The organism is Streptomyces poriferorum (genome assembly GCF_019399235.1).
GTDB classification, from domain to species: domain Bacteria; phylum Actinomycetota; class Actinomycetes; order Streptomycetales; family Streptomycetaceae; genus Streptomyces; species Streptomyces poriferorum.
This window is the reverse complement of record NZ_JAELVH010000282.1, coordinates 1-9426: the sequence shown is the minus strand read 5'-3', so window position 1 is coordinate 9426 and position 9426 is coordinate 1. Positions and strand designations below refer to the sequence as shown.

The 9426-nt window shown below is 74.7% G+C and carries 2 protein-coding genes; both read left to right on the top strand.

Going from position 1 to position 9426, the window contains the following annotated elements:
* Positions 1-7987 (top strand): SDR family NAD(P)-dependent oxidoreductase (locus JGS39_RS32780; protein ID WP_219573401.1); only part of this gene is annotated, 7987 nt, incomplete at its 5' end.
* A gap of 28 nt (positions 7988-8015) precedes the next feature.
* Positions 8016-9426 (top strand): type I polyketide synthase (locus JGS39_RS32775; RefSeq protein ID WP_219573400.1); only part of this gene is annotated, 1411 nt, incomplete at its 3' end.

The following is a 9426-nucleotide window of genomic DNA, read 5'->3' as shown; positions in this document are numbered from 1 at the left end:
CACCAACACCCACCCCCACCTCCCCACCTACCCCTTCCAACCCACCCACTACTGGTTGGACGCGACAGCGACCGCCACGGCCGACGCGCTGCTCGACCCGGCCGTCGAGCTGGCCGAGGACCACGGTCTGCTCTTCACCGGTGAGGTGGGCACGGCCCTGCTCCCCTGGCTCGCCGACCATGCGATGGGCGGAGTGCCGCTCGTGCCGGCGGCGCTCTTCGTCGAACTGGCGCTGCGGGCAGGCGAGAAGGCGGATGTTCCGGTCGTGGACGAGCTGACGCTCGAAGCTCCGCTCGCGCTGCCGGCCGACGGCTCGGCGGTGTCTCTTCAGGTGACGGTCGGCGCGCCCGACAGCACGGGCCGACCGTTCAGCGTGCATGCCCGCCCCGCCGACGGTTCGCCGTGGGTGCGGCACGCCTCCGGCCGGCTGGCTCCGGCGGACCACGAGGTTCCCGCGCCGGAAGCCGTGTGGCCTCCGGCCGACGCCGTCCCCACGGACGTGGCCGAGGTCTACGGACGGCTGGAGCAGCTGGGCTACGGCTACGGCCCGGTCTTCCGTAACCTGCGGAACGCCTGGGCCGTCGGGGACGCCCTCTTCGCCGAGGCCGCCCTGCCGGACGAACTGCGCGACTCCGCAGCTGAGTTCGCCCTGCATCCCGCGCTGCTCGACGCGGCGCTGCACCTCCTGCCCCTGCGCGACGGAGGTGCGGAGCTGAAGCTTCCGTTCTCCTGGTCCGGTGTCCGCCTCCACGCCACCGGTGCCGACTCGCTGCGGATCCGGCTGGAGCCGGCGGGCGGGGACTCCATGTCCCTCTCGCTGACCGATTCGGGCGGGGACCCGGTCGCCTCCGTGGACGCGGTCCATCTGCTGCCCGCGCCCGCGGTGACGACGGCCCCGACGGCTCCCGCCCACACCGATCCGCTGTACGCGGTGGAGTGGAAGGAGCCGGGGGCTCACCGCGGGCGCGCCGGTGATGTGCTGCCCGCGCCCGAGATCGTACGGATCGACTCCGGCCTCTCCGTGGCCGAGGCGGCCCACCGGGCCCTGGCGCTCGTCCAGGAGTGGCTGGTGGCTGAGCGGCCCCCGGGCACCGGGCTCGCCGTCGTCACCTCGAACGCCGTCGCGGCCGGTCCCGGCGAGGCCGTCGCCGGTCTCCCGGCCGCTGCGGTGTGGGGTCTGCTCCGCACCGCCCAGTCCGAACACCCGGGCACCTTCGTCCTCGTCGACTCCGACGGAAGCGCGGCGAGCGAACGGGCCCTGGCCGCTGCGCTGACAGCCGACGAACCCCAACTCGCGCTGCGCGAAGGCCGGGTTCTCGTACCCCGGCTGGCGCAGATCGCACCGGACGGCCCGGACACCGCGTCTCCGGCCCCGTCGGTCGCCGGCCCGGACGGAGCGGGCACCGTGCTGCTGACCGGGGCCACCGGAGCGCTCGGCGCCACGATCGCCGAGCGTCTCATCACCCATCACGGAGTCCGGCATCTGCTCCTCGCCGGGCGGCGCGGACCGACGGCCCCCGGCGCGCCGGAACTGCTCGCGCACCTCGCGGAGCTCGGGGCCACCGTCACCCTCGTGGCCTGCGACACCGCCGACCGGGCCGCCGTCACCCGCCTGCTCACCGGCATCCCCGCCGCACACCCCCTGAGCGCGGTCGTACACGCGGCCGGAGTCCTGGACGACGGTGTACTGGAGGACCTCACCCCGGACCGCCTCGACACGGTTCTGCGGCCGAAGGCGGACGCGGCCCTGCTGCTGCACGAACTCACCGTCGAACTCGGTCTGGAACCAGCTGCCTTCGTCCTCTTCTCCTCGGTCACCGGGATCACCGGCACGGCCGGCCAGGCCAACTACGCGGCCGCCAACGCCTACCTGGACGCCCTCGCACAGCACCGCCACGCCCTCGGTCTGCCCGCCGCCTCGATCGCCTGGGGTCTCTGGGACCAGCCCGACGGGATGGGATCGGGGCTGGACGCCTCCGATCTCGTCCGGCTCGCCCGTTCCGGCATCGCCCCGCTTCCCGCCGAGCACGCCTTGCGGCTCTTCGACGACGCGCTCGGCTCCCGGCTCCCGCTGCTCGTCGCCTCCCGCTTCAGCACCGCCACCCTGGGCGAAGGAGGCGTGCCGGTCCCCGCACCGCTGCGGTCGCTGACGCCGACGCGGCCCCGCCGTGCGGCCAACTCCGCCGCCACCCCTTCCGGTCCGGCCTTCGCCGGTCAGGTGGCCGGTCTCTCTCCCGAGGACGCGGAACGGAAGCTGCTGGAGCTGGTGCGCACCGCCACAGCCACCGTGCTGGGCCACCCGGACGCGGCGGCGGTGCCCGGTGGCCGCGCCTTCACCGACCTCGGTTTCGATTCGCTGGCAGCCGTCGATCTGCGCAACCGGCTCGGTACGGCCACCGGTCTGCGCCTGCCCACCACCCTGGTCTTCGACCACCCGACCCCGCGGGCGCTCGCTGCCCGGCTGCGTACCGAACTCGTCGGCTCCACAGCCGCGTCGGCCCCGGTGGCGGCGGCAGCCGCCGCCACCGACGACGACCCGATCGCCATCGTGTCCATGGCCTGCCGCTTCCCCGGCGGGGTCACCACGCCCGAGGAACTGTGGCGCCTGGTCAGCGACGGGGCCGATGCCGTGTCCGGCTTCCCCACCGACCGTGGCTGGGACCTGGACGCCCTCTACGACCCGGACGCCTCCCGCCCCGGCACCTCGTACGCCAGGGAGGGCGGATTCCTGCACACGGCCGCCGACTTCGACCCGGAGTTCTTCGGGATGAGCCCGCGCGAGGCCCTCACCACGGACCCGCAGCAGCGGCTGCTGCTGGAGACGGCCTGGGAGGCGTTCGAGCGGGCCGGGATCGATCCGGCCGGGCTGCGCGGCTCCCGTACCGGGGTGTTCGCCGGGGTGATGTACAACGACTACGGGGCCCGGCTGCACCAGTCGCCGAACGCCCCCGGCGAGGTCGAGGGGTACCTGGTCAGCGGAAGCGCGGGCAGTGTGGCCTCCGGCCGGGTCTCGTACACCTTCGGTCTCGAAGGGCCCGCGGTGACCGTGGACACGGCGTGCTCCTCGTCCCTGGTCGCCCTGCATCTGGCGGCCCAGGCGCTGCGGCAGGGCGAATGCGACCTGGCACTCGCCGGCGGGGTCACCGTGATGGCCGGGCCCGCGACCTTCGTCGAGTTCAGCCGGCAGCGGGGGCTCTCCGCCGACGGACGGTGCAAGCCGTTCGCGGAGGCCGCCGACGGCACCGGGTGGGGTGAGGGCGTCGGGCTGCTGCTCGTGGAGCGGCTCTCGGACGCCCGGCGCCACGGCCATGAGGTGCTGGCCCTGCTCCGGGGCTCGGCCGTCAACCAGGACGGCGCGAGCAACGGCCTCACCGCACCCAACGGCCCCTCGCAGCAGCGGGTCATCCGCCAGGCCCTGGAACGGGCCGGTCTGGCCGCCAGGGACGTCGACGCCGTCGAGGCGCACGGGACCGGGACCCGGCTCGGGGACCCGATCGAGGCCCAGGCACTGCTGGCCGTCTACGGGCAGGACCGGCCGGACGGCACGCCGCTGCTGCTCGGTTCGGTGAAGTCCAACATCGGGCACACGCAGGCCGCGGCAGGCGTCGCGGGCGTCATCAAGACCGTGCTCTCCATGCGGTACGGGACCCTTCCCAGGAGTCTGCACATCGACCGGCCGACCTCGCAGGTCGACTGGTCGGAAGGCGGCGTCGCGCTGCTCACCGAGACGACCCCCTGGCCGGAGCACGGGCGGCCCCGGCGGGCGGGCGTGTCGTCCTTCGGGATCAGCGGAACCAACGCCCACGTCATCCTGGAGGCGCCGGAGGGCACCGCGGCCGCCGCGGACACCACGGCCGCCGTCGAGACCCCGCCCGCCACGGAGGCTCCGGACACCGGCGCCGGCGGCCCGCTCGTCCCGTGGCTGGTTTCCGGGCACACGCCCGGTGCGCTGAGGGCGCGGGCGGCGCAACTGGCCGACGTGCTCGAGCGGCGGCCGGCGCTGCACCCGGCGGATGTCCCGGCGGCTCTGACGGCGGGGCCCGGTCCCTTCGAGCACCGCGCCTCCTTCGTCGCGGCCGGCCGGGAGGAGGCCCTGCGCGCGCTGGCCTCGGTCGCGTCGGGCGAGAACCGGGGGGTCCTGGCGCCCGAGGGGGTGCGGACCGCTTTCCTCTTCACCGGTCAGGGCAGCCAGCGCGCGGGCGCGGGACGGGAACTGTACGCGGCGCACGCTGCGTTCGCCGACGCCTTCGACGAGGTGTGCGCGGCGCTCGACCCACACATCGGCCGCTCGCTGCACGAGATCATGTTCGCCGGCGAGGGCACGCCCGAGGCGGCCCTGCTGAACGAGACGCGCTACACCCAGCCCGCGCTGTTCGCCCTGGAGACGGCGCTGTTCCGGCTGGTGGAGCACTTCAGTGTGCGTCCCGACGCGTTGCTCGGGCACTCCATCGGGTCGGTGGCCGCCGCGCACGCGGCGGGTGTGCTGTCGCTGGGCGACGCGGCGACACTCGTGGCGGCGCGAGGGCGGCTGATGCAGGGGTTGCCGGCCGGGGGCGCCATGCTGGCCGTGGCGCTCGACGAGGAGTCGGTGACGCGGCTGCTGACCGGCCTCGACGACCGTGCGGGCATCGCGGCGCTCAACGGGCCCCGCGCCACCGTGGTGTCGGGCGAGGCCGGAGCGGTGGACGAGATCGCCGCCCGGGCGGCCGGGACGGGCGCGAGGACGCGCAGGCTCACCGTGAGCCACGCCTTCCACTCACCGTTGATGGAACCGGTCCTCGCGGAGTTCCGCGAGGTGGTGTCGGGGCTGGACTTCCGGACACCGGCCCTCACCGTGATCTCCGACCTCACCGGACAGGCCGTCGATGCCGACGACTTCGCCTCCGCCGACTACTGGGTACGGCACGTCCGCGAGGCGGTCCGTTTCGCCGACGGCGTCCGCACGCTCAGGGACCTGGGCATCGGAACGTTCCTGGAGCTCGGCCCGGACGCGGTGCTCGCGACCATGGCCGCCGACTCGCACCCGGAGGCGGTACTGGTGCCGCTGCTGCGCCGCGACCGCTCCGAACTGCGCTCGCTGCCGGAAGCGCTCGGCACGCTGCACGCCGCCGGCGTCACCGTCGGCCGGACCCTGTACGGGGCGCCGGAAGGCCGCGGGCGCGTCGAGCTGCCCACGTACCCGTTCCAGCGCGAGCGGTACTGGCTGGACCGCCCGGCGGCTCCCGCCGGGACGGCCGGGGTGGAGCAGGCGGGTCTCGGCGCCACGGACCATCCACTGCTCGGGGCCGCCGTGGAGCTCGCCGGCGGTACCGGCACGGTCCACACCGGGCTCCTCTCCCTGGACAGCCATCCGTGGCTCGCCGACCACGCGGTGCTCGGCACGGTGGTCCTGCCGGGAGCCTCGCTGCTCGAACTCGCCCTGTACGCGGGCCGGGAGGCCGGTGCAGCCGTGGTCGACGAACTGACCCTCAGTGATCCGCTGCTGCTCCCGGACGCGGAGTCCGTACGGGTGCAGGTGAGCGTAGGGGCGGCCGGGGCGGACGGCCGCCGGACGGTCACGGTCCACTCGCGGCCGGATGCCGGGCACCGGGACGCGGCGGCCGGCGAGCCGTGGACGGTGCATGCCTCGGGGGTTCTCGCCCCGGACACGGCCGCACCCCCGGAGCCGGACACGGGCGCCTGGCCGCCGGCCGGGGCTGAGCCCGTCGAGGTCGGCGGCGCCTATGCCGAACTGGCCGCCCTGGGCTACACCTACGGCCCCGCCTTCCAGGGGCTGCGGGCCGCATGGCGCGACCCGGCCGACGGGACCTGGTTCGCCGAGGTCCGACCGGCCGAAGCGGACGACGGACACCTCCTGTCGCCGTCCCTCATCGACTCCGCCCTGCACCCGCTCGCGCTCGCGGGCCCCGGGCCGTCGGGCGGACTCCCGGTCCCGTTCTCCTGGAACGGGGTGCGGGTGCACCCGGCGCGGAGCGGACCGCTGCGCGTGCGGCTGTCTCCGGCCGGGCCCGACACCACCGCACTGCTGCTGACCGACGAGGCAGGGGCCCCGGTGCTGTCCGTGGCGTCCCTGGTCGTACGGGAGGCCGATCCGGCCCGGTTCGCGCGGGCCCGCCGGGACGGGGACGGTCTGTACCGGGTGGAGTGGACGACGTTGCCCGCCCCCGAGGAGCAGGCGGCCGCGGTCGGCCTCGACGAGGCACTCAGGATCGCGGACGCGGAGGGCGAGTTCCTCGGCGATGCCGTGCTGGACGGGGCGCGGCGTTCGCTGCCCGGCCTCGTGCGGGTGCTGCGCGACTGGCTGGCCGAGCCCCGCTTCGGCCGGGCCCGGCTGGTCGTCCCGACGACCGGCGCGATCGCCGTCCGCGACGGTGAACCGGTGCCGGGGCTCGACCGGTCCGCGTGGTGGGGACTGGTGCGTACGGCCCAGACCGAGCATCCCGGGCGGTTCGTCCTGCTGGACACGGACGGGACGGACGCGTCGGCCCTGGTCCGGGACGCGGCTCTCGGTACGGAGGAACCCCAACTCGCCCTCCGGGAGGGCGAAGTACTGGTGCCACGCCTGGCCGCTGTCCCGGTCGCCGAGGAGAGCCGTGCGGCCCGGCCGGACGCGGGGCGAGGCACGGTGCTGCTGACCGGTGCGACCGGAGCGCTCGGCCGGCTGGTCGCCGAACGGCTCATCACCCACCACGGGGTCCGGCGCCTGCATCTGACCGGCCGCCGGGGCCCGGACGCACCCGGTGCCCGGCAGCTCGTGGCCGACCTCACCGGTCTCGGCGCGGACGTCACCCTCACCGCCTGCGACCTTGCCGACCGGACCGCGCTCACGAAACTCCTCGACTCCCTTCCCGACCGTTATCCGCTGACCGCTGTCGTACATGCGGCGGGGGCCACGGCGGACGCCACGCTGGAGGCGCTCACCGATGACGCCTTCGCAACGGTGCTCCGGCCGAAGGCGGACGCCGCCCTGCTGCTGCACGAGCTGACCCTGGAGCGGGGAATCGAGCTGGACGCGTTCGTCCTGTTCTCCTCCGTCGCGGGGGTCATCGGCAACGCGGGGCAGGCCAACTACGCCGCCGCCAACACGTACGTGGACGCGCTGGCCCAGCACCGCCACGCGCTCGGGCTGCCCGCGCTCTCCCTCGCCTGGGGGCTGTGGGAGCAGCCAGGCGGCATGGGCGGGGCCCTGGGCGCCGCCGATCTTGCGAGGATCGCCCGTACCGGCATCGCACCGCTGACCGCGGAGGAAGGGCTCGCGCTGTTCGACGCGGCGCTGGCTTCGGGACTCACCACCGCCGTACCGGCACGGCTGGACACCTCGGCGCTGCGCGGGCTCGGTGACCCGGACCGCGTGCCGCCGATGTTGCGGACCCTGGTCGGTCTGCCGGCCAGGCGGTCCGCGCAGGTGTCCGGGGCGATGGGCGGGCCCGTCGCCGTCGTGGACGGTGACGCCCCCTGGGTCCGCAAGCTCGCCGGGGCCGCCGAGACGGACCGGCCGCGCATCGTGCTGGATCTGGTGCGGGCGGCGGTGGCCGAGATCCTCGGCCACCCGCCGAACCGGCCGGTTCCCGCCGACCGGGGTCTGCTCGACCTCGGCCTCGACTCACTGGCCGCTGTCGAACTGCGCAACCGCCTCGCCGCCGAGACCGGGCTGAGGCTGCCCGCCACCCTGCTCTTCGACCGCCCGACCGCGACCGCGCTCGCCGCCCATCTCCACGGGGAGCTGACCGACCGGCTGCCCGGCGGGGCGGCATCGACGCTGGCCCGCATCGACGAGCTGGAGACCGCCGTCGACGGGGCCGCGTTCGGTGCGGAGGCCCGCGAGCGGATCACCGCCCGACTGGCCTCCCTGCAGGCCAGGCTCACAGCAGCCGGGGGCACCACCTCAGCTGTCACGGACACCGACACCACCGCCACCCCCCAGCTGGACCAGGCGTCCGACGACGAGCTCTTCCAGCTCATCGACGGGCAGCTCGGCTCCGAATGAACCGTACGAAGAGGAGAGTTGACGTCGCATGACGAACGAGGCCAGGCTCCGCGACTACCTCAAGCGCGTGACCAATGACCTGCTCCAGACCCGGCAGCGGCTGACCGAGGTCGAGGCGGAGCGGCACGAACCGATCGCGATCGTCGGCATGTCGTGCCGCTACCCGGGCGGGGTCCGCTCCCCCGAGGAACTGTGGGAGGTCGTCGCTTCGGGCACCGACGCGATCTCCCCGTTCCCGGAGAACCGGGGATGGGACACCGCCGCGCTCTACGACCCCGACCCCGAGCGGACCGGCCGGAGCTATGCGCGGGAGGGCGGATTCCTGCACGAGGCGGACCGCTTCGACCCTGCGTTCTTCGGGATCAGCCCGCGGGAGGCGACAGCCATCGACCCGCAGCAGCGGCTGCTGCTGGAGAGCGCCTGGGAGGCGTTCGAGCGGGCCGGCATCGACCCGGACACGCTGCGCGGCTCCCGCACCGGGGTGTTCGCCGGGGTGATGTACGGCGATTACGGCGGGCGGATCCGCCGGGCCCCGGACGGCCTGGAGGGATACATCGGGACCGGCAGCGCCGGGTCCGTGGCCTCCGGCCGGCTCTCGTACACCTTCGGGCTCGAAGGCCCTGCGGTGACGGTGGACACGGCGTGCTCGTCGTCGCTGGTCGCCCTCCACCTCGCTGTGCAGTCGCTGCGCCGGGGCGAGTGCGATCTCGCGCTGGCGGGCGGGGTGACGATCATCGCCACGCCCGGCCTGTTCGTCGAGTTCAGCCGGCAGCGCGGACTGTCCCCCGACGGCCGCTGCAAGGCGTTCGCCGCGTCGGCGGACGGCACGGGCTGGGGCGAGGGGGTGGGTGTGCTGCTGGTCGAGCGGCTGTCCGACGCCCGCCGCAACGGACACCGGGTGCTCGCGGTCGTACGGGGCTCCGCCGTCAACCAGGACGGCACGAGCGGGCAGTTGTCCGCACCCAACGGCCCCTCGCAGCAGCGGGTGATCCGCCAGGCCCTCGACGACGCCGGACTCACCACGGCGGACGTCGACGCGGTCGAGGCGCACGGCACGGGCACGAAGCTGGGCGACCCGATCGAGGCGCAGGCACTGCTCGCCACGTACGGGCAGGACCGGCCGGCCGAACAGCCCCTGTGGCTCGGGTCGTTGAAGTCGAACATCGGGCACACCCAGGCCGCGGCCGGGGTCGGCGGCATCATCAAGATGGTGCAGGCCATGCGGTACGGGCTGCTGCCGAAGACCCTGCACGTGGACGAGCCCTCTCCACACGTCGACTGGGACGCCGGAGCCGTACGACTGCTCACCGAGGACGAGCCCTGGCCCGAGCACGGCGGGCCGCGCCGGGCCGCCGTCTCGTCGTTCGGGATCAGCGGAACGAACGCACACGTCATCCTGGAGGCGCCGGCGTCCGCCGCCGCCGGCGCCTCCAGGATGA